Consider the following 20937-nt stretch of genomic DNA (forward strand, 5'->3'; position numbering starts at 1 on the left):
CGGTTCGTAGAACCGCGTAACTAACAAATGAGCATGGCGTCGCCAAAGCTGAAGAAGCGGTAGCGCTCCTCGATGGCGGCGGCATAGGCATCCATGATCTGGTCGCGGGTGGCAAGTGCGCTCACGAGCATCATGAGCGTGGAGCGCGGCACGTGGAAGTTCGTGATCAGCGCGTCGACCACGTGATAGGTCGAGCCGGGCATGAGGTAGAGCTGCGTCGTCGCGTTCTCGCGCACCACGATGTCGCCGCGGCCGAGCGTGTCGGCCCCATCCTCGCGGCCCTCAAAATAGCGCGCCGTCACGGCCGGATCAGACACCGGTGCCTCAGCGTCAAAGGCGCTCTCGAGCGAGCGTACTGCGGTGGTGCCGACGGCGATCACGCGGTGCCCCTCGGCCTTCGCCTTATGCACGGCGTCGACAACCTCCTGTGACACGTGGTAGCGCTCGGTGTGCATGACGTGCTGCGTGGGGTCGTCCTCCTCCACCAGACGGAAGGTATCAATACCCACCTCGAGCTCGACGGCGGCAAACTTCGCGCCCTTGGCCTCGATAGCGGCCATGAGCTCGGGGGTAAAGTGCAGACCCGCCGTAGGAGCGGCAGCCGAGTGCTCCTCCTTCATGGCGTAGACGGTCTGGTACTTCTCGGGATCGCCCTCGTAATCGGTAATGTAGGGCGGCAGCGGCACGTGACCGGCAGCATGAATGGCCTCGTCGAGCGTGCGCGGCTCGCCGGCGGCATTGCAGCCGGCCGGCTCAAAGCGCACCAGACGGCCTCCGCGGCTATCGGTGACAAAGTCGATGACCTCGGCCGTCAGCACCACGGGAGCCCCCTCGGGCGCATGGGCGCCACCGGCGCGATACTCAATCTGAGCACCGGGCTTCAGGCGCTTACCCGGCTTGACCAGGCACTCCCAAACGTGGCCCAGCGGGTCAACATCCTCACGGCGCTTGAGCAGCAGCGTCTCGACCACGCCACCCGAGCCGGCTTTGCGACCGATCAGGCGGGCCGGCATCACACGCGTCTTGTTGATGACGAGCACATCGCCCGGCTCGATATAGTCGATGATGTCGCGGAAGATGCGGTGCTCAACGGTACCGCCGTGCTCCAGCGGCTTCCCCGCCTGGGAGCCTTTGCGATCCACCACCAGCAGGCGGCAGGAGTCGCGCGGCTCGGCAGGAGCCTGGGCAATCAGTTCCTCAGGAAGGTTGTAGTCAAAATCATCGGTACGCATAGACACGTCGGATACTCCTTATATAGCTAAAGTCCGCTCTACATCCTAGCAGGCTGACGTCCCAAACGAACTACTTTTTGGCGGCTTTGCGCTCGTCGCGGATGCGGGCGCGGTCCATGGCCGCCTCGACAGCAGAAAAGCGGCAGCCGCAGTAGTTCTGTCGATACATGCCCAGTTCGCGCGAACGGCGCGTAGCCTCGGGATAATACGGGCGAAAATCGCGAATCACCGGGGTGAGCCCATGGGCGGCCGCCAAACGCTCAAGCACGTCATTGCAGGTGTCGAACAGCTGATACGGCGAGACGGCGAGCGTCGTACCCACATATTCAAACCTGCGCTCCTGGGCAACGCGGCATGCCTCGGCCAAGCGCAAGGCATAGCACGAGCGACAGCGACGGGGCCGATCGGCACCCAGCGGGGCCACGCCGGCCTCCCAGCGCTCGCGGTCCTCCCCCGCCTCGATGAGCTCGATGTCGCCATCGGCACACCACCGGCGCAGCTCGTCCAGACGCCGCCGCCATTCATCGCGCGGTTGAATATTGGGATTGGTCCAGCAAATCGTGGGCTCAAACCCCTCCTCGCGCAGCAGGCGAACCGGCTCAAGCGAGCATGGTGCACAGCACGCATGCAGCAACAACGACTTCATCGACATCCCCGTCCCAGAAAACTCACACCGACATCATGGCAGCTAAAATAGCCCCGTCCCAAAAAGACTACTTTGCGAAAAAGCGCACGCCAAAGGACGTATCCTCGCAGGCGACGATACGGCGGTCGCGCAGAATGGTCCGCACGTAATACCAATCACCCACACAGCCCGACAAGTGCAGACCAGCCGCCAGGTAGCACAGCAGCGGATAGTCCGAGAACGCAAACCCCAGGGCAAATGCTGTCGTCACAACAACCGTCGGCGCCAGGCAAACCGCCATGTACCGCCGGCGCGAATACACAACGCCCTCGGCGCAGGCATAGATCATCGCCGTCTCGCGATTCGCCCCAAAGGTCACCTGCGCGCCCGCAGGCGCCAGCAGCTTAAAAAACACCGCATGCACCAGCTCGTGCACGGCAAACGATGCCATTGAGACCGCAGCCAAGCCGACTATCCAGCCCACGACAGCCATCCAGCCGCCCGCCTCAGCCGCGTCCAAGTCCGCAGGCCCGCCCAACAGCATAAACACCGGCACCAGGCACACGGCAAACACCGCGATCACGGCCATCCCCCACACGAAGCAAGCGTGTAGAAAATCCTCGTCCTCAAACGCATGTATGTTGGAAATCTCATTCATAGCATCTTAGGATAGCGCCCCTGCCACGCACCCGCCCGCATGTGCGATAATGTCGAACGATATGCACGAATTGACCACCGCGCCGCCGAACCCCGTGCCCGGCCGCGCTCTTACCTATATGCGAAGGAGTCCCATGGCATCCAAATACTCCATGAACGACCGTCCCAGCTGGCCGCGCCGCGCCATCGTTACCGCCGGCGAGCCCTACGGCAACAAGGGTCTGCACTTTGGCCACGTCGGCGGCGTCTTTGTCCCGGCCGACTTCTTCGCCCGCTTCCTGCGCGACCGCCTGGGCCGCGAAAACGTCATCTTCACCTCGGGCACCGACTGCTACGGTTCGCCCATCATGGAGAGCTACCGCAAGCTCAAGGAGAACGAGGGCTACGACAAGTCCATCGGCGAGTATGTCGAGTCCAATCACTCCCGCCAGGCCGCGACCCTCAACAACTACAACATCAGCTGCGACATCTACGGCGGCTCGGGCCTTGAGCCGGCGGCCCAGATCCACAACGAGGTGACTGCCGAGATTATCGAGCGCCTGCACGAGCAGGGCACCATCTCCAAGCGCTCCACGCTGCAGTTCTACGATGCCAAGGCCGGCACGTTCCTCAACGGCCGCCAGGTCATCGGCCGCTGCCCCATCCAGGGCTGCAAGTCCGAGAAGGCTTATGCCGACGAGTGCGATCTGGGCCACCAGTTTGAGCCCGAGGAGCTCATCGCGCCCAAGAGCCAGCTCACCGGCGAGGTGCCCGAGCTGCGCCCGGTCGACAATCTCTACTTTGACCTGCCGGCCTACCTCGACTTTATGAAGACCTACACCGCCAAGCTCGCCCAGAACCCGCAGGTTCGCTCCGTGGTCTCCAAGACCATGGAGGAGTGGCTGCTGCCGGCTCAGCTCTACATCCAGAACAAGTTCCGCGAGGCCTTCGATGCCGTCGAGGACCAGCTCCCCGAGCACACCGTGCTGGAGCCCGAGGGCAACAAGAGCAGCTTTACCGTCACCTTCCCCAGCTGGAAGGAGCGCGACGACGCCCACGCGGTGCTCGCCAACGGTGGCGTGCGCTTCCGCAGCGGCAAGGCACTCGTGCCCTTCCGCATCACCGGCAACATCGACTGGGGCGTTCCGGTGCCCGAGGTCGACGGCGTGAACGACGTCACTTGCTGGTGCTGGCCCGAGAGCCTGTGGGCGCCCATCAGCTATACGCGTACCGTGCTCGCACGCGATGCCAAGGCAGCCGGCGTGACCGAGGGCGTCGCCGCCCAGGATGCCGCCCTCATGGGCGAGCCCGCCGCCGATTCCACGCAGGTCCCCGCGCCCACCTACCAGCACAGCTCGCTCGACTGGCGCGACTGGTGGTGCTCGGACGACGCGCAGATCTACCAGTTCATCGGTCAGGACAACATCTATTTCTACTGCATCGCGCAAACCGCCATGTGGGAGGCCCTGGGTTGGGACCTTACGCAGAGCACCGTCAGCGCCTGCTATCACCTGCTCTACATGGGCAAAAAGGCGAGCTCGTCCTCGCAGACCCCTCCCCCGCCGGCAGACGACCTGCTCAACCACTACACCTGCGAGCAGATGCGCGCGCACTGGCTGTCGCTCGGCCTATCCGAGAAGCCGGTGAGCTTTAGCCCCAAGGCATACGACACGCGTGTGACCGGCAAGGACAAGGACGGCAACGAGGTGCGTGCCTGCGACGACAAGCGCGTTATCGATCCGGCCCTTAAGGAGAGCGCCCTTTTGACCGGCGTCTTCAACCGCCTGGCCCGCAGCTGCTTCTACGGCGTCGCCATCAAGGAGGGCGACGAGAGCCCCTACCGCAACGGCTGCATCCCCGCCGGTGCCGCTTCTGACACCGTGGTCGAAGCCGCCGAGCAGGCAGCTCTCGCCTTTGAGCAAGCCATGTACAAGTTCGAGACGCACCGCGCGCTCGCCGTGTGCGACGACTACCTGCGTGCCGCCAACAAGCGCTGGAGCGACGCCTCTAAGGCCGCCAACAAGCTCGAGGGCGAGCCGGCAAACGCCGCAATGACGCAGGCCCTCGTCGACGCCTTTACCGAGCTGCGCGTGGCGACCGTGCTCATGCACGGCATCGTCCCTGCCGGCTGCGAGCTCATCTGCGAGTACTTCGACGTTGACCCGGTCGCCTTCTTTAGCTGGGATAACATCTTCGCCTCCACGGATGAGTTTGTGGAGAGCCTGGGCGAGAAGCCCGGCGAGCACCGCGTGAAGCCGCTACCCCCGCGCTTCGACTTCTTCAGCAAGCACGAGAGCCAGTACTAGGCAACAGCAACGCGCCCGGGAATGATTATTCTGGGACGGGGATTAAAAAATCATTCCCGGGCGACGCAAAGTAGTCTTTTTGGGACGGGGATCATTAAATGATTTTTTAATCCCCGTCCCAGAATAATCATTTAGGTGGAAGGAAAGACGGATGTCCAAGCCGCGTCGTCGTAAGCAGAAAAAGCAGGTCAAGGCCGAGCTCAAGCTCAGGCAGTTTGCCGCCACCGAGCTTTCCGACCAGCTTGCCGCCCTTCCCTGCGCCGCCGACCTGCCGCGCTTTATGGTCGACACGGTCGCCGGCGCCTATGCGCCCGCCGATGCCGAGCTTATGATCGAGGGCTTCGGCGCCGCGGCCACACGCCCGGTCACGCTGCGCGCCAACACGCTCAAGGCAACCGCCGAGGACATCGCCGCGGCGCTCGATGCCGCCGGCATCGCCCACCGCCCCGTCGCATGGTACCCGGACGCTTCCATCCTGCCCGAGGCCCAGGTTTCCGACCTGTGGGACCTCGACATCTACCGCGACGGCAAGATCTACTTGCAAAGTCTGTCGTCCATGATGCCGCCGTTGGTCTTGGGCGCCCAGGCCGGCGAGGACATCCTGGACATGTGCGCGGCCCCCGGCGGCAAGACGACGCAGATCGCCGCCCTCACCCAGGGCCAGGCACACCTCACCGCCTGCGAGATGAGCATTCCCCGCGCCGAGAAGCTCGAAGCCAACCTCCACCGCCAAGGCGCAAAAAACGTGCCCGTCATGCGCATCGACGCACGCGAGCTCGACGAGTTCTTCCGCTTTGACCGTATCCTGCTCGACGCTCCCTGCACCGGCACGGGCACAGTCGTCAGCGGCAACGAGAAGAGCCTGCGCGGCCTCACCGAGCAGTTGCTGAGCAGGTGCGCCCGCTCGCAGCGAGCACTTCTGGACCGCGCCATGGGAGCCCTCAAACCGGGCGGCACGCTCGTCTATTCGACTTGTTCGATCTTGCCGCAGGAAAACGAGGACGCCCTGCAAGAGGCCCTCGACAAGCACATGGACTGCGAGCTTATCCCCCTCGATGGCACGCCGAGCGAAAGTGAGGCACGCCGCGCCCAGGAAGCTGGTGAGGAGCCGCGCATCGAGTCCAACGCCCTGACCGAAGCCATTGCCGCGGGTCAGGTATCGGCCATCGCCAACGGCCTGCCCGGCACGCTCACCATTCCGCCCAGCCGCGACTTTGAGGGCTTCTACATTGCCCTGATCCGAAAACGCAGTTAGCGCACGGATCCAAAACTCAACAAGCTATCTCCGTGCGCGTTTGCCCTGCTGGTCGCGATGCTGTTTAGGCATCGTGCGCTCCTTGCGTTCGGCCCTTTTGCCCTTAATGGCCGTGACCACAAAGTAGATGACCGCGGCGGCAACAATTGCGCCCACACACAGGCCAATCGAGCCAAACATTGCTGTCAATTCCATACCGCGTCACCTCTCTTTTAAACGGGACTTTCAAGATAGCACCTCGATCCCCGCCACCACAGCTCCTTCACGTTCGCCGGCCCTTCGGTCTAACGAATTGCGTGGCGGGGAAAAATCAACTCGTCAAACGATTTAGCATTCGCAATTCCGGCTGCATCGCGCCGGCCGTCATCACATAGAATCGAGCTTCCATGGATACCCTCAACGATCTAAATGAGCGCGTCGACGCCTTCGTCGGCACCAGCTCTTTCGACACGCCTGCCGCGGCAAACGACCAAGCCCCCATCGATGTGCCCGCCGAGGTTCACGAGGACATTGTCGCCTCGGTCGATTTCTCCGAGGTCGAGCTCGCAGACGAGTTCACCGAGCCCCAGGTAGCCGTCACGCCCAACGGCCTGCTCCCTATGGAGCCCCTGCCCATCGACGGACGTCTGCGCAAGGCTGCCCTTCGCATGCCCGACGAGATCGAGGAGGCCAGCGGCTTCACGCTCTTCGGCCGCCGCATCAAGTCGCTCATTTACACCACCGATGTCGCGGTTATCCGCAACTCCAACGCCGATGCCGTCTTTGCCGTTTACCCCTTCACGCCGCAGCCCGCCATTACGCAGGCGCTGCTGACCGTCGCCGAGTGCCCGGTCTTTGTAGGTGTGGGCGGTGGCACCACCACCGGTAAGCGCTCCGTGCAGATGGCAGCCGTCTCCGAGATGCAGGGCGCGGCGGGATGCGTGGTCAACTCCCCCGCCACCGCCGAGATGGTCGAGCACATCACCAACATCGCCGACATCCCCGTCATCGCTACGGTCGTTCGCTGCGACGACGATGCCCACGCCAAGGTGCGCGCTGGAGCCAAGATTCTCAACATCGCCGCCGGCAAGAACACGCCCCAGGTCCTACGCGAGCTGCGCAAGCACTATCCCAACCTGCCGCTCATCGCGCCGGGCGGCAAGACGCCAGAGAGCATCCGTGAAACCATCGCCGCCGGCGCCAACGCCATCATCTGGACGCCGCCTTCGGCCCAGCAGCTACAGACCGACATGATGCAGCGTTATCGCAAGATGAAGGAAGACGCCACACCTGTCATCTCGCACGACGATGTGCCCATTATCGACCAGGTCTCCGCCGCCGAGGTCAGCCAGGTCGAGAACATGAATCCCGACGTGCCGATTCCCGACGAAGTCATCGAGCGCGTCGCTTCGATCCACGAGCGCGTCGAGGAGCATCGCGCCAACCGCGGCCTCAAGCCGTCACTGCACGGCTTCTTCTTCCGCGGAAAGAAACGCTAACCCCAACAGCAAGGCCCGCCCCACAAACGTGAGGCGGGCCGTTTTCGTTTGAGCAATCATGCAGCGATGTGATGGGGCAAACTAATCCACGCGCTTGTCGCCCATAAAGAAGAGCGCCACCGTACCAGGTCCGGTATGCGAGCCAATCAGAGTACCGATGTTATTGATCTCAATCTTGCCTTTAAGCTGCGGAATCTGTTCCTCGATCAGCGCCGCAACTGCCTCGGCATCCTCGCGGCACGCCGAGTGCGACATGACGCACTTACCCGAATAATCCGCACCGTCCTGCACGTGTGCCATCATGGTCTTGGCCATCTCGGAAATCGCGCGCTTCTTAGTGCGAATCTTCTCACGTGGCGACAGCTTGCCGTCGCAATCGACCGTCATAAGCGGGCAAATCTTAAGCGCCGTGCCGATGATCGCACTCGCAGCCGAAATGCGACCGCCGCGCAGGTAGCTCGACAGATCGGTCGAGAAGAACCAGTGGTGCAGGTTGAGCTTGTGCTCCTCGATCCAGGCAGCCGTCTCGTCGAGTGAAGCCCCGCTATCGCGCACATCGGCGGCATATTCCAGCAACAGGCCAAAGCCCGAAGACGCCCCCAGCGAATCGATGACGCGCACCTTGCCGCCCTGGGGATAGCGATCCGCGAGCATCTGCGCCGCAACGCAGGCCGATCCATACGTGCCCGAAATACCCGACGACAACGTCAGGTGCAGCACGTCTTTGCCCTCGGCAACAAGCGGCTCCCAAAACTCTTCGTACTCACCCACGCTCACCTGAGACGTCTTGGGCATGGCGCCCGCGGATATCTGGGCAAAAAACTCGTCCGGCGTAATCGACTGATACAGATCGTCCGTATAGACAACATCGTCGATCTCGTAATGAAAACACACGACAGGGATATTGCGCGATTCAAAGAACTCCCGAGTTCGATCGGCGGCGGATTCACAGGTCAGGACAAAATCACTCATATGAGGCTCCTTACGTATAGTTATAAAAATTATCGCACAGCAAGCATAAATACGGTACAAATGTCCACTATTTACCAAATAGAGCCAAAGGTGGTGAACATCTTTACCGTCATCATCTCTATCGATCCCGGAGGCATACGTCTGCAAAAACGACCCTACGTCTCCACTCAACCGCCATATCTACCTCAACTAAATCGATTTACCAAACCGTTCAGCCGACAATTCAGCCGCTGGCGCAAAATCGAAACAAAAGCGGCGCATACTGATAAACGTTTGACGCTGTTTATCAGTTTTACCAGCTCCATCGGAAGGTGTTTCATGGTCGCATTCGATCGCAATCCGCAAGACTTCAAGTATCTGCGTCTGCTGTCGAAACAATTTCCCACCGAGCAATCCGCGTTTACCGAGATCATCAATCTCTCGGCCATCCTCAACCTGCCCAAAGGCACCGAGCATTTTATGAGCGACGTGCATGGCGAGTACGAGGCCTTTATGCACATCCTCAACAACTGCTCGGGCGTCGTGCGCGAGCATGTCGACGAGATTTTTGGCGACACGCTCACCTTTGACGAAAAGGGCGAGCTGTGCACGCTCATCTACTACCCGCACGAGAAGATCGAGCTGGTCCGCAGCCAGCGCGAGGACTCGCCCACCTGGTACAAAACGATGCTTGACCAGCTCATCATGGTCGCTCGTTCGCTTTCAAGCCGCTACACCCGCTCCAAGGTTCGTAAGGCCATCCCACGCGATTACGCCTACATCATCGACGAGCTGCTACACACGCATCCGGATGAGAACAACTATCGTGTGCGCTATCACGAGCGCATCGTGGAGTCCATCCTGGAGACCGCAAGCGCCGACGACTTTATCGAGTCGCTCGCCTCGCTCATCAAGCGCCTGGCCGTCGACCACCTGCACCTGGTGGGCGACATCTTCGACCGCGGCGGCGGCGCGGCCAAGATTATGGACCGTCTGCTCACCTACCATTCACTCGACATCCAGTGGGGCAACCACGACCTGCTGTGGATGGGCGCTGCGGCCGGTGAGCCCGCCTGCATCGCCACGGTGCTGCGCAACAACCTACGCTACGACAACTACGAGATCCTGGAGAACGACTACGGCATCTCGCTGCGTGAGCTTGTCGCCTTTGCCGATGCCACCTACACCGCCGGTGAGTCCATCACCCCGCTGATCAAGGCCATCAACGTGCTGCTCTTTAAGCTCGAGGGCCAGATTATCCAGCGCCACCCCGAGTTCGATATGACCGACCGCCTGTTACTCGACAAAATCGATCACGACACCGGCACGGTCACGCTCGCCGACGGCAGCGTGTGGCCGCTCACGACCAATGACTTCCCCACCGTCGACCCGGCGGACCCCTATTCGCTCACGCCCCAAGAGCAGCACATCATCGACAAGCTCGTGTCCGAGTTTGTCACCGCCGATCACCTGCATCGCCATATCGATTTCCTCTATTCCCACGGCTCGATGTACAAGGTCGCCAACGGCAACCTGCTGTTCCATGGCTGCGTGCCGCTCAACGAAGACGGCACCTTTAGCAGCATGAACTGCCTGGGCACCTGGCACGCTGGCCGCGATTATCTCGATTTTTGCGACCACATCGCCCGCCGCGCCTGGCGCGTGGGCGACCGCGACGCTCTCGACTGGATGTGGTACCTGTGGATTGGCTTTAACTCACCCGCCAGCGGACGCCTGGTGCGTACCTTTGAGCGCGCCTATATCGCCGATAAGAGCACCTGGGTCGAGCCGATGGACCCGTACTTTACGCTTACCAAGTCGCCCTCGGTCTGCGACGACATCATGCGCGAGTTTGGCGTCGCGCCCATGGCATGCTCACCGACCGGTCACATCATCAACGGCCACACGCCCGTTAAAACCACCAAGGGCGAGCAGCCCATCCGCGCCGAGGGCAAGCTGCTGGTCATCGATGGCGGATTCTGCCGCGCTTACCATCCCAAGACGGGCATCGCCGGCTACACGCTTATCTCGAGCTCGCGAGGGTGCCGCCTCAAGTCGCACCAGGCCTTTACCACCGTTGCCGAGGCGCTCACCCGCAACATCGATATCGAAAGCGAGACCAACCGCTTTGACGAGGCCGACCGCCGCCGCATGGTGAGCGACACCGATACCGGCGCCCAGATCCGCAGCCAGATCCAGGACCTGCGCCAGCTGCTCGATGCATATAGAAACGGTGCTATCGAGGAGCGCGCCTAGCACCACCCGTGGGGATTGGCTAAACTTGCTGAGTTTGTCATCCCCGCGGCGCCCCGGCGCCACCATAAGGCAGGTACCATGCAAAAGCTCCTTGCGCAGATCATGAAGTTTGGCGTCGTCGGCGTCATTGCCACGGTCATCGACTTTGGCATTATGAATCTGCTCCACTACGGTCTGGGCCTCAACATCCTAATCGCCAACACCAGCGGCTTTATCATCTCACTCATCTTTAACTACCTCGCTAGCATGAAGTACGTGTTTGCGCACAAGGAGGGCATGAGCCGCCGCCGCGAGTTCATTATCTTTGTCGTGCTGTCTGTGATCGGTTTGGGACTCAACGACGGCATCGTGCTGGCGCTCAACGCCGGCCTGGGGCTCGAGGCCAATATCGCCAAGATTTGCGCCACCGCGCTTGTCATGGTCTACAACTTTGTGACCCGAAAGATCTTCCTGGAAGGCGACGAGACCAAGTAACTCGCAACCTTACAGCTTTACAATGCCCACAGATGACGCGCGTCGAGCGCTGTGTTGTTCGTGGGCATTGCTCGTTTACGGGCAAATTTTCAACGTTTGCGGATTAGCACTTGATAATTTGGCGAGTTCGTATAGTTCTTGGCAAAGACCTTACGTTTCCCTTGCAAAAGCTCTAAAGTATTCTCTGCTCGATTCATCAACGCATTGGATGTGATTACGTGCGCAAGGCACTGGCACAACCTCATACCAAGCAGTTCCTCAAGTTCGCTGTCGTGGGTCTTATCTCCTTTGGCATCGACTGGGGTATGCTCATTGCGCTCGTCGAGCTGTTTCACCTCGACTTTTTGATGAGCACCACGGTCTCGTTTACCACGTCCGTCGTGGTCAACTACTGGCTCAGCATGAAGTATGTGTTCGACCACCGCGAGGGCATGAGCCGCAAGCGCGAGTTCACGATCTTCACCATCCTGTCGGTGATCGGCCTGGGCCTCAACGACCTATACATGTTTGTGGGCGTCACGTTTTTGAGCATCGGCTACCAGGCCATGAAGGCCATCGCCACATTCCTCGTCACCTGGTACAACTACTTCAGCCGTCGCTTCTTCCTCGAGGGCGCACGGTCGTAGTCGATTCGCTATTTGCTTGAATGTATAACCGGTTGGAATTCCCATTCCAACCGGTTTTTTGTTTGCCGAGAGACCGGGCGGCCCGGTCCCATTCGCATGAAAACGGGCGGCCCGGATGTTTGTCCGAACCGCCCGTCTGGCGCGCTATGTCGAGGCCTCTAGCCTGTAACGTAATACCAGACCACGTTGTCGCCGTTGGAGAGAACGTAGTTGCTGCAGGCCGTCATGGGCGTTGTGCCGTTGACGGAGTACATCCAGCCGCTCGTACCGCCGTACTGTTTCTCCGCCAAACCACCAATCGCGGAGACATACGTGCCGTACGACGAGCCATGTGCGTTGACAGAAAGGCCCAGCGCGCACAGGGCATCGTAGACGGTAGCGCCTTCGTTAAAGGTAAAGGTGCCACCAGAAGACACAGGATTGCCCACAGCGCTCGATGTGACCGAAACCGTCACTGTTATGTAGCTGGACTCCTGCGAGCCGCTCTGGCCGCCCGAGGAGGCGTTTCCACCATTAGAGGATGAGGCTCCATCAGACGACTGGCCACCGCCAGACGCATTGGAAGTATCGCCGACTCCCGTATTTTGGGCAGCGGATTTATCGCCAGACTTCTTGCCGTCCTGACCATCGGACTTCTTGCTATCCGAGCTTTTATCCGATTCCTTGTCCGAAGACTCGGAATCGTCCTTGCCGTCGTTCGAACCCTTGGACTCGTCTTTTGCATCATTCGATGACTTGGAGTCCTCGGAACTGGCCTCGCCCGAAGCCATAGTCGAGCCAGACGCCTTGGTGTCCTTGGTGACGACGCTCTCCCCCGTCACGGCCTGAATGATCCAGTCGATGGACCAGGCGCCGCTCTCGGAAGGATGGACGAAGCCCAGCGAGACGACGATCAGAATGGTGCACGCGGCAGTCAAAACGCCAAGGAGCGCCTTGCGACGAGGGGCGGACGCCGCCGAAGCGGCGCCCTGTTGCTTTGTATCGTCGAACTGAATGAACGAGGAATCTGGTTGCTTGGGGTCAGCGTCCTTGGATTTATTGGACACAGCCCTCACCTACCGACGTTTGGTGAACACGAACACGCCGACGATGGCGAGACCGATGACGCCGGCGGCAACGCCAACAATGGCGAGCGGGTTGGTGCCAGCCTCCTGCTCGGAGGCACTAGAGGACTTCTTAGCAGTGGTCGTGGAAGCAGCACCCGTATCGGACTTGGAATCGGACTTCTTGTCGGACTTGCTGTCCTTCTTGTCAGACTTCTTGTCAGACTTCTTCTCGTCCTTCTTATCGGACTTATCGGAGTCCTTCTTGTCGGACTTGTTGTCCTTGGTCTCGGTCTTGGTCGACACCGTCGTCTTGGTCGCCGGCTTATGACCCGGGGCGACAACGCCGCCAGCCTGCTGGCCCTTCGTGCCAGAGCCGGAACCCGTGCCAGTGCCGGCACCAGCACCAGAACCGTTGCCAGCGCCACCGTTACCACCATTAGTGCCAGAACCGCCATTACCGCCAGGGTTAACAGCATTCTTGGTCCACTTGGCATACAGCGTCAGATCGGCCGTCACCGGCGTACTGAAGTCATACGCCTGCGTGCAAGCCTCATCGGTGAACCAACCGCCGAAAGTGTAGCCATCGCGCGTCGGATCGGCCGGCTTGACCAGCTTGCCGTCGGCCGTAGCAACGAACTTAGCGTCGCAAGCAGACCCGCCGTTGGAATTAAAGGCAACCGTCCAAGACTCGACAGCCCCCAGCTTGAACAGAGTACCCGAATCATTGATGTAGTAGAGGTTGCCAGAAGCATCGGCAATGACCGGAGAGTCACAGTACTGGTAATGGCCAGCCGCATCATAAATCTGCGTCGCCTCTGCGTCGCCAAGCGTATAGCGATACACGCCACCGCCAGCAGAGTAGTTGACGTAATCCTTGCTATCCGCGCTGTTCACGGTGAAGTACACATAGGTCTTGCCGCCCTGAACACTCACCAGCGGAGTAGCAGCAATACCGTTGAGGCCAGCCGGCAGCGCCTTGCCGTCGGCAGCAGCGACCATCGTGGTCTTACCCGTCTTCAGGTTATAGAGAACCAGAGCAGAGCCCGTAGCCGTCTGTCCGCCGACAATCAGATTGTCACCAGACACCGCTGGGGCGCTCAGATTATTCGTAAGGCCCAGATCAACCGTCTTCTGTTCACTCAGCACACCCTTCGCCGAAAGCGAAATCACATGGAGCTTTCCGTCGTGCGTCATCTGATAGAAGGTCGAACCATTGGACGGATCGGCAATGCAATCGGCATTTGCGACAGCGCCGAGCTTCATGGTCGAAACGACATCGCCCGTCGTCTTATCAATGCACTTAAGCGTGCCCGCGCTCGTAGGAACAATGGTGTACTTATCCGTCAGCGCAGCGCCAGTCCAATAATAGCCCTCGGAAGGGTCAATGTTCTGCCAAGAGACTTCGCCCGTGGCAATCTTGATACGCTTCAGGGAGCCGTTGCCGTAGGTCGCGTTGTAGTTCTCGTCATACGAAATATCGACCGTACCAACATAGACATACTCGCCGTCCGAAACGACGGTGCAGGAGCTCTGCGTCAAGTCCGTCAAACCAGGCGTCAGCCACTTGCAGATCAGCTTGTCTGCAGTAATCGCCTGGACCGCACCGCCGTTGAGCGGAACGATGATAAGGCCGTTGGTATAGATCGGACGAGAGGTATAGCTCACCTTGGAGGCAAGCGGCGCAGAGGCAACCTTTTTGCCCGTGGACGAATCGATCTTAATGAGCTCGTTCTCGGTCGCGATGTACACAAAGCCGTTAGCGATGACAGGTTCGCTGCAGTTGGCATACTGCTGACCAGACTCGGCCTTCCAATCGAAGGCCCACTTAAGACCGGCGGCCTGCGCAGGTGTCTTGGCATCCGTTACGGTCGAACCGTTGCCACCGTTGCCGTAGCCGGCCCACTCGGCATCCCAATCAGGAGTCGTTGCACTCGGGTCCACGACAATCTTGTCGGGATCGGGCATGGGCGATTTATCGGTGGTGTAGGCAAACGTAGCCTTGTCGCCGCTCTTGAGCGTGACCTGGTTGGCGCAGAGAGATGAGGGCTCTCCGTTGATAAACAGACGCCAATATTTCTTGGTCGCACCATCCCAGCCATACGGCTTGTGATCGAACGGCGAAGTAATGGAATTCAGGAACCAGTACTCACCACTCTGGGAGCCGTTGTACGTAACGCCCTTCGCCTTCAGAACCGTCTCAATAAGGTCCTGGGCCGTAGAGCCTTCGGGCAGGGAAACATTGCTTGCCGAGCCCCAGCGAGTATTGTTGCCGTTGACATCGGGACCGATAACATCGACGGACCCAAGAACCTGACCGGGGAGGGCATCGGCGTCAGCACCATACATAAAGGTGACGGCGTCACCCTCTTGGAGTTCGTAGTTGCCGGCCCCGACTTGGGCGAACTTGCCATTTACATAGAACTGCCAATAACTTTTGGTCGCAGGATCATACTCATAGGTCTTACCGTCAAGCGGCGAGGTAATGCCGCTGAGGTACCAACCCCAAGACTCTTCTTTAGCATCGAGGGTAAGACCAGTCTGCTCCAGCAAATCCTTAGCAGTGGAACCAGCCTTGAGACTCGTCTGGCCCGTCGAGGCCCAAACCTGCTGCTTGCCGTCCTTGTCCTTACCGAGGACCTGAACGGAGGCACGGACGGAATCAGAGGGCAACTGGTCGCCCCAGCCACCGTAGAACCACGTAACGGTATCGCCAGCATGAATGGTGACATTGTCTGCCGTGTAGTCGCTCGACTTGCCGTTGATGAACAGCTGCCAATAGGTCGAATAATCGAGCGGCGTACCCAGCTCAACGCCGTTGTACTTAAGGCTCAGAATGAAGGAGCCCGCAGCAACGGCGTCGATGTCATTCGCCTCGAGCGCGACCTTCGTAAGGTCAAGTGCGCTCGAGCCGGACGTCACCACATACTGCGCGTTATCGACCCAAGTCTGAGTCTTGCCCTGGGCATCGCGACCAATGACGGTCACATTTGCGGCAACCTGGTCCTTAACGACAGGGGACGCGCTACCAGCCGTATAGGCAAACTCAATCTTCTGCCCCTGGGTGAGCTTGATGCTGCTCGCGCCAACCGAGGAAGACGCGCCATCGACGAACAGCTGCCAGAAGGCATAAGTCGTCGGATCGTAGACAAGCGTGCGGCCATCGCTCGGGGATGTGATGCTTTTGAGGTAGAACCCGTATGCCGTGTTCGGATCGTAGTCCGCCTTGAAGCCCGTCTTCTCCTGCAGCTTAATAAAGGCATCCGCAGCCGTCGCGCCCTCGTCGAGCTTGAGCTGCGTAGGTGCCACCCAGGTCTGAGCCTTGCCGTCGGCATCGGTGCCGATAATCGAGAACGAGACCTCGACTTGCTTCTTGGCGACATCGCCAGTTTCCGTCGGGTTCTCTGCCTGGACGGCAGCCACGGCGGCAGATCCTGCTTGGCCAGCGGATGCCGTCGAAGACTGCTCGCTCGCGGCAGGGTTCTCCCCCGTCGCCGAGCCTTCGTCGCCAGCTGCCGCCCCTGTTGTGGCGGTACTAGCTGCAGGCGCGCTCCCAGAATCTGAAACCTCAACGTTGCCCTGGTCGGCAGCACCATCCGCAGGCGCTGCGTCCTCACTCGGCGTCGCAGCCTGAGCCACAGCCTCGGCAATGCCCTCGGCGCCCTCGGCCCACAGCTGAGCCGGCGTGGTGCCAAAGGCCATCGCGAAGGCCAGGAATGCCACCAGACCGCGCTTAGCTACACCGCGTGCAATCGCGCCACGGCGATGCAACGAGGCGCACTCACGCTCGTCCTCAAACATATCCATTTGTCCCCCATTGTCTGTACTTGGAGCGTTGCCTTGAGGCTGCCCCACGTCATCGCGCATGTTGCGCTCGAGTTCCCCCATCGGGGTCCCCCTTCCCTCCAGAGCCCTATGCACGCCGGCGGCATACGCCGCAGCCGCATGCAAGATGGGAGGCGATCCGACTTAACCTTAACGACTCGGGCACGTCGTCCGATCTGCGACGCGAACATCCCGAGCCAAGAGGAATTACGGTTACTGGTACAGCCGGGGACTTGCACCCCGATTCTCCCAAACGCGCAGGAAAACCGCGCATTCGTGCGTCTCCGCACCACCATCTATGCCATCGATTATTACCGTCAGTATGGTATCACGCAAAAGGGCCTCGCACGCAGGCGAAGCCCAAGGTAAAAGCTATTATTTGCGATAGGAAAATACGGTGACCGCAGCCCCTAGTGCTTGCCGCCGTGACTGTTGAGCCAGATATTGCGGCCCAGCATAAGCGCCAGCACCAACGCGCTCACGTAGCCCAAAAAGCCAATGACCGGAATGCCAAACACAACCGGCTCGATGCGCGCGTAGTACACCACCGACGAACCGATAAACAGACCGGCGATCACAATTGCCATCGACATGCGGTCGATAATTCCACCCAGCTGTCGCAGCGCCTTATCGCTGCTCATGATCTGCGTGTTCACCTTAAGCTGGCCGCGCGTGAGCATGCGCGAAGCCAGGCCCAGATACTCGGCCGCCTCGAGCGAGCCCTTCGCCGCGCGATAGCTGCTCGCGGCAAGATCGCGTCCCATGTCGCGCACGCGCGCATAGGTGCTCTTCTCGTTTTTGATGTGCGTCTGGATGATCTGGATCATGTTGACGTTGGGCATATACTCAGTCAGCAGGCCCTCGAGCGTCACCATGCCGCGGGCGAACATCGTTACCACGCTCGGCAGCTCAACGTCGTTTTTGCGCGCCAGGTTTAACAGCGAGGTCAAAAACTCGCCGATATCCAGATCCTTCAGGTCAAGGCCCGCAAAGTCTGCGACGATAAAGTCCAAATCGGACAAAAAGGCCGAATGATCGAGCTCAGCCGAGTCGCCGCGCGTCACGGCAAAGCGCATGAGCGAATCCTTGAGCTTGGGCACGTCACCCTCGGCCACGGCGAAAATCATGTCCTTGACGATACCGCGATCGTGACTCGACATGCGTCCGACCATGCCCAAGTCGATAAAGTAAACGATGCCGTCCTTGAGAATAATGTTTCCCGCATGCGGGTCGGCATGGAAAAAGCCGTCATCGAGCACCTGCGTCGAGTAATCCTCGACGATTGCGGCACCGATCTTTTCCAAGTCATAGCCCTCGGCCACCAAGCGTTCAGGATCGGCGATCGAAATGCCGTCGACGTAGTCCATAACCACCACGTGCTCGGTGCACAGGTCCAGATAGGATTTAGGGCACGTCACGCCATGAACGCTCTTATGGAACTCGTAGAAGTCGTTGAGGTTTTTGGCCTCGGCCAAAAAGTTGGTCTCCTCGCGAAACGAGGTCCACAGCTCCTCGACTACGCCGTGCAGGTCAACGAATTGATCGGTGTTGACGAACTTGGAAACGATACGCACCACCGAGCGGATGATATCGATGTCCTGTGCCATAACCTGCTGCGCACCGGGGCGCTGCACCTTGACGGCCACGTCCTCGCCCGTCACCAGACGAGCGCGGTGCACCTGCGCGAGCGATGCGCTACCAAGCGGATTGGGGTCGATCGCATCGAACATCTCTCCCAGGCGCAGGCCGTATTCTTCTTCCAGACAACTGAGTACGACCTCGTACGGCACCGGCTCCACGTCGGACCGCAGACGACGCAGCTCGTCGCAAAAGCGTTGCGGCAGAATCTCGGACCGGTTGGCCAGAATCTGCCCCATCTTGACGAACATGGGGCCGAGTTCCTCGAGCAGGCGGCGCAAACGAACCGGCGTGAGGTTATCCCACACGCGGTACTTTTTGACCAGGCGAACAATCTGCCCGATGCGCTCGCGGCGACCCGCCGGCGTGAGCTGGTATTCTTCATCCGGCGCCATCGCGTCGGGCTCCTCGGGGACCATATCGACAGCGCGCGGCTTCTTGCGAGCGCCCGAGACGGCGGCATCGACCTCATCGACAACCGCCGCCTCGTCACCCAAGGGGTCTAGATTGTTGTAATCGGTGGTGGAATCTGCCATCTGCGCTGCTACTCGGCCTCTTCGGTATCCTTCGCATCGTCGGGCTCAACGGACTCGACGGGCACCGAGGTCACGTTGTCCTCGACCGAATCGACGATGTCGCGCACATGGGCCAGGAAGGCCGTGCGCTCGAGGGCTGTCATGACGCGGACGCGAGCCAGAATGAGCTCGTCGAGCACGCGCTGGGCCGCGGTCTCGCCCTGCATGCCCAAGCGCTCGGTCAGATCGGAGATGGTACCGCCGGCCTGTTCGAACATGTCGGACACACTGCGGGCGATACCGGGGGCGCCTGCGTCCTTGCGCACCTGCTCGCCCTTGGTGTTAAGGTCGTCGAGAACCTTCTTGCTGCCCTCGACGGCAACGGCGGCGGCGCCGAAGCCCACGTTGATGGCGCCGTTAACAAGCTGATCGAGTTTCATAACCATGGTTGTCTCCAATCACAAACAACTGCATTGGCGTTCTTGTACCCAAGATTGAGTGAAAGCGACAAAGCGTTTAAGCGCTATTCGATCGACGGGAAATCCCTATCTCACGTTGTCGTTCATCGCGAAAGAGTTCTTCATGGCGCAGCTCGTGGTGTAGAGCACCTTGCCCAACAGGGCATCGGTCTCCACGCGCACGAGCTCGGCAAACTCCTCGTTGGCGCGTGCAAGCTCGGCAGGCACCTCGGCCTCGGGCAGAACGGCTACGGCAGCGTCGACGTCATGAATCTGCTTGTGGCCCATGCCGCCGACCTTCTCCTGATAATCCTCGACTGCGCGGCCGCACTCATGGAAGCGGACGTCGGCCAGCGCGCCGATCAGGCGGTTGGCCCAGTAGAAGTTTTCGGACGTCACGCGAGCCTGCGTGTCGGCAAAGTACTCGGGCATGGTCTCGACGTTGGCGTACAGCGGAACCAGCGCGTTAAACGAGTTGGAGCCAAAGGCCATCCACTGCACGGCGCGGTAGGCCGGATGCGCATAGGGGCGCAGCTGCAGCACAGCGAGCTGGCTGTTGCGGTTGATGCCGATGGGGCGATAGGCGCCACGCGTGGCGGGCGTGCCCTTGCTGCCGTAGCAGTCGTACTCCGTGCCCTGGTAGTGGCTCGAGAGTACGTACTTGATGTCCTCGATGGTCACCTTGCGCTCGGGCACGCGGCTCCAGGGAATATCGTCGCTCTCGGGCGTGTAGTCGGCCTCGGGACCGTCCCACACATCGCTGGGGTTAAGGCAGCGCTGCATATACCAGGCGCGCGGCGTGTTGTAAACGTGGTCGCTGTCGCTGTGCGAGCCAAAGGCCTCGCGCGGGTTAAAGACCGCGGCCGGACCGTCGCCCTCAACGCCCAGCGTCAAGTCCAGATGCCACTCGGCCATCCAAGCGCGCAGGTCGGCGGAGCACATGTGATCGGCCTGGGCGCCCTCGGCGTCATCCAGGTCAAAGCTGTCGATACCCAGCTGGTTGGGCATGGTCACATAGGCGTCATCGGGCACGCGCTTGGCGATCCAGTGGTGACCGCCGATGGTCTCGAGCCACCAGATCTCGTCCACGTCGCTAAAGGCGATGCCGTTGTTCTCGTAGGTGCCATAGCGCTCGAGCAGGTCACCCAGAATGCGTACGCCGTCGCGGGCGGATTTGGCATATGGCAGCACCAGGGTCACCATGTCCTCCTCGCCCAGACCGCCGGGCTGCGCCGGAACATAGCCGTCCTCGTCCTCGTTGCCCTTGGCGGGCACGTAGTCGACGAGCGGGTCGGCGCCGCGAACGCGCTCGTTGGTGGTGAGCGTCTCGGTTGCGGACATGCCCACATTGAGCTCGTTGAAACCGGCCTCGGCCCAGATGCCGTGGCCCGGGACAACATCGGGGACGCTCGTGTAGCGCATGGGGTTATCGGGCAGTTCAACGGTCAGGTGACTCAGGACGCTCGTGTAGACGCGCGGCTGCTCGTCGGGATGCACCACGCGCATACGCTTGGGCTCAAACACCCCGTTGGACGAGTCCTCGTTGCGGGCAACCAACGTCGACCCGTCGTAGCTCGCGTTCTTACCAACCAAAATCGTTGTGCACGGCATGCGCATCC

16 protein-coding genes are annotated in these 20937 nt (G+C 60.5%); 6 read left to right on the plus strand and 10 right to left on the minus strand.

Translation table 11 applies throughout. The annotated features are described in order from the left end of the window. Positions 1–20: 20 nt before the first annotated feature. From queA to DXD48_RS06480, 3 genes are all read right to left on the minus strand, one after another. Complete coding sequence (gene queA, locus DXD48_RS06470; RefSeq protein ID WP_117564472.1) at positions 21–1232, minus strand: tRNA preQ1(34) S-adenosylmethionine ribosyltransferase-isomerase QueA; 1212 nt, start codon at positions 1230–1232, stop codon at positions 21–23. Between the two features lie 70 nt (positions 1233–1302). After that, a complete protein-coding gene (locus DXD48_RS06475; RefSeq protein WP_117564473.1) occupies positions 1303–1878 on the minus strand; it encodes an epoxyqueuosine reductase QueH in 576 nt (191 codons plus the stop codon). A 67-nt stretch (positions 1879–1945) separates the two neighbouring features. Next, complete coding sequence (locus DXD48_RS06480) at positions 1946–2515, minus strand: DUF3267 domain-containing protein (protein WP_117564474.1); 570 nt, start codon at positions 2513–2515, stop codon at positions 1946–1948. 133 nt (positions 2516–2648) lie between these two features. On the opposite strand from DXD48_RS06480, the gene DXD48_RS06485 reads away from it, so the two are divergent. Both DXD48_RS06485 and DXD48_RS06490 read left to right on the plus strand, forming a co-directional pair. Next, positions 2649–4799 (plus strand): methionine--tRNA ligase, encoded by a 2151-nt coding sequence (locus tag DXD48_RS06485; protein WP_117564475.1) that lies wholly within the window; start codon positions 2649–2651, stop codon positions 4797–4799. Between the two features lie 151 nt (positions 4800–4950). Next, positions 4951–6054, plus strand: coding sequence for an RsmB/NOP family class I SAM-dependent RNA methyltransferase (locus tag DXD48_RS06490; protein ID WP_117564476.1), 1104 nt, complete (start codon positions 4951–4953; stop codon positions 6052–6054). Positions 6055–6078: 24 nt separating this feature from the next. On the opposite strand, the gene DXD48_RS10100 is transcribed toward DXD48_RS06490, so the two are convergent. After that, complete coding sequence (locus tag DXD48_RS10100) at positions 6079–6249, minus strand: hypothetical protein (RefSeq protein ID WP_158548946.1); 171 nt, start codon at positions 6247–6249, stop codon at positions 6079–6081. A gap of 191 nt (positions 6250–6440) precedes the next feature. Between DXD48_RS10100 and DXD48_RS06495 the strand changes: the two genes are divergently transcribed. Then, entirely contained in the window at positions 6441–7532 is a 1092-nt protein-coding gene (locus tag DXD48_RS06495; RefSeq protein WP_099431937.1) for a hypothetical protein, read from the plus strand. 81 nt (positions 7533–7613) lie between these two features. Here the strand turns inward: DXD48_RS06495 and DXD48_RS06500 are convergent, their stop codons facing one another. Next, positions 7614–8504: a DegV family protein gene (locus tag DXD48_RS06500; RefSeq protein WP_117564477.1), complete on the minus strand. Its 891-nt coding sequence runs from the start codon at positions 8502–8504 to the stop codon at positions 7614–7616. 318 nt (positions 8505–8822) lie between these two features. Here DXD48_RS06500 and DXD48_RS06505 point away from each other — a divergent pair, with 318 nt between their 5' ends. The 3 genes from DXD48_RS06505 (at position 8823) to DXD48_RS06515 (ending at position 11839) form a co-directional block, all read left to right on the plus strand. Beyond that, positions 8823–10739: a fructose-1,6-bisphosphatase gene (locus DXD48_RS06505; protein ID WP_117564478.1), complete on the plus strand. Its 1917-nt coding sequence runs from the start codon at positions 8823–8825 to the stop codon at positions 10737–10739. A 78-nt stretch (positions 10740–10817) separates the two neighbouring features. After that, a complete protein-coding gene (locus DXD48_RS06510) occupies positions 10818–11213 on the plus strand; it encodes a GtrA family protein (RefSeq protein WP_117564479.1) in 396 nt (131 codons plus the stop codon). A gap of 218 nt (positions 11214–11431) precedes the next feature. Next, positions 11432–11839 (plus strand): GtrA family protein, encoded by a 408-nt coding sequence (locus DXD48_RS06515; RefSeq protein WP_055250894.1) that lies wholly within the window; start codon positions 11432–11434, stop codon positions 11837–11839. A gap of 158 nt (positions 11840–11997) precedes the next feature. Here the strand turns inward: DXD48_RS06515 and DXD48_RS06520 are convergent, their stop codons facing one another. The 5 genes from DXD48_RS06520 to DXD48_RS06540 all read right to left on the minus strand — a co-directional run bounded on the left by DXD48_RS06520 (position 11998) and on the right by DXD48_RS06540 (position 20929). Further along, positions 11998–12885 (minus strand): DUF4430 domain-containing protein, encoded by an 888-nt coding sequence (locus DXD48_RS06520; RefSeq protein WP_233502362.1) that lies wholly within the window; start codon positions 12883–12885, stop codon positions 11998–12000. A 9-nt stretch (positions 12886–12894) separates the two neighbouring features. Continuing rightward, complete coding sequence (locus DXD48_RS06525; protein ID WP_158548947.1) at positions 12895–16689, minus strand: DUF4430 domain-containing protein; 3795 nt, start codon at positions 16687–16689, stop codon at positions 12895–12897. Positions 16690–17117: 428 nt separating this feature from the next. Continuing rightward, the gene (locus DXD48_RS06530; protein ID WP_117564481.1) at positions 17118–18881 is read right to left on the minus strand and encodes an AarF/ABC1/UbiB kinase family protein; all 1764 of its coding nucleotides are present in this window, start codon (positions 18879–18881) and stop codon (positions 17118–17120) included. A gap of 8 nt (positions 18882–18889) precedes the next feature. Further along, positions 18890–19306, minus strand: a complete 417-nt coding sequence (locus DXD48_RS06535; protein ID WP_117564482.1) for a hypothetical protein — start codon at positions 19304–19306, stop codon at positions 18890–18892. A gap of 99 nt (positions 19307–19405) precedes the next feature. After that, positions 19406–20929 (minus strand): C69 family dipeptidase, encoded by a 1524-nt coding sequence (locus tag DXD48_RS06540; RefSeq protein WP_117564483.1) that lies wholly within the window; start codon positions 20927–20929, stop codon positions 19406–19408. Positions 20930–20937: the final 8 nt, after the last annotated feature.

This window comes from Collinsella sp. TM05-37 (assembly GCF_003436455.1).
In the GTDB taxonomy this organism is placed as follows: domain Bacteria; phylum Actinomycetota; class Coriobacteriia; order Coriobacteriales; family Coriobacteriaceae; genus Collinsella.